This is a genomic window from Treponema sp. R6D11, assembly GCF_054786075.1.
Map to the genome: position 1 here is coordinate 1 of NZ_BDHD01000405.1, position 1,136 is coordinate 1,136.

The window sequence follows — 1,136 nt, forward strand, 5'->3', positions numbered from 1 at the left end:
AGTTATAAGTTGCGCTCTCGACTGAACCGTATGGGGCGATGATGTCTGCGCCGGATGCTTCGATGCGGTTTTCTATAGATTTTGAATCGCTATACGCTGCGTTTGGATGCCAAACATGAAGTTTTTTGGCTAGTGCTTCGTTTTTCTTAAATGTTGTTTCTTTAATGTCTTTTACGCTTTTGCCGGATTTTAGTTTGAAATATGTATTGCCCAGGATGAGACCGCCTTTAGGACAAATTAAATCGTTGTTATTAACTAATTTTTGTTCGCTTGTTGGATTGAATTTTTCATTCACATTAGTTTTTGTCAAGTAATGAATTGAAAAGTATCCATCCTGGTTGTCGCCAAATGCGTTTAGCATCGTTTTGTCGTATTTTGGATATAAGTCGCCATCGAATCTTGCTGGAGTTGCCCATTTGTCTGTGAAGTCGTTAGGTATGTATGCATCCGCTAGCCCGATGGTTTGGTTTGCTTTTGAACCGTTAGGTTTTACAAGCTCTAAAACGGTTTCATCGAAATCTACATCAATTTGGAGACCCGCTAGGCTGCCGTTATAGTATAGAACAGTTTCTAGTTTATAAACATCTTTAATTCCAGTTTCGTTTAGAGTTAACTCGGTTTTGTCGCCTACTGTTGTTCCATAATATACTGCTGGAACGGTCTTGCCATTTGATTCGACTGTTTTAAGAGATGCGAAAGCGGTTGTGGTTGTTAGCGATAGGACGATGAGCGATAAACCTAAGTTAGAAAGTTTTTTAAACACAAAATCTCCCCTTTTTGTATTTATACTATGTATAATTTAACATAAAATTAACATGACGTTAACTTAATTATAACATAAATGGAAAAAAATGTCAATACCTTTTCTGGTATTTTTCGCTTTCGTGACGCATAGTATAGCCTAAGACTATTTTTACGAGGTGATAACTATCTACGAAGTATTGGAGTGCTTGCCGAAAAATATTAGGCTGGCTATAGAAAATGAAGATTTATCTGGGCTTGAGGAAGTGCGTTTGCGCGCAATGAAGCCTGTCGTTTTAGAGACTAGAAATGGTAGGATTGTGCTTGAGTGTGTTGCCACGAAAAAAGACTTAGAGCAGGCACTCGATAGGATGTGTGAAGCTAGCGTTTATGCG

General features: G+C 38.3%; 2 protein-coding genes. One reads left to right on the plus strand and one right to left on the minus strand.

The window, feature by feature from the left end:
* Positions 1 to 763: hypothetical protein (locus ACYVTD_RS13530; protein WP_461248260.1), on the minus strand; the 763-nt coding region annotated here is incomplete at its 3' end.
* 187 nt (positions 764 to 950) lie between these two features.
* Between ACYVTD_RS13530 and ACYVTD_RS13535 the strand changes: the two genes are divergently transcribed.
* Positions 951 to 1,136: hypothetical protein (locus ACYVTD_RS13535; RefSeq protein ID WP_461248261.1), on the plus strand; the 186-nt coding region annotated here is incomplete at its 3' end.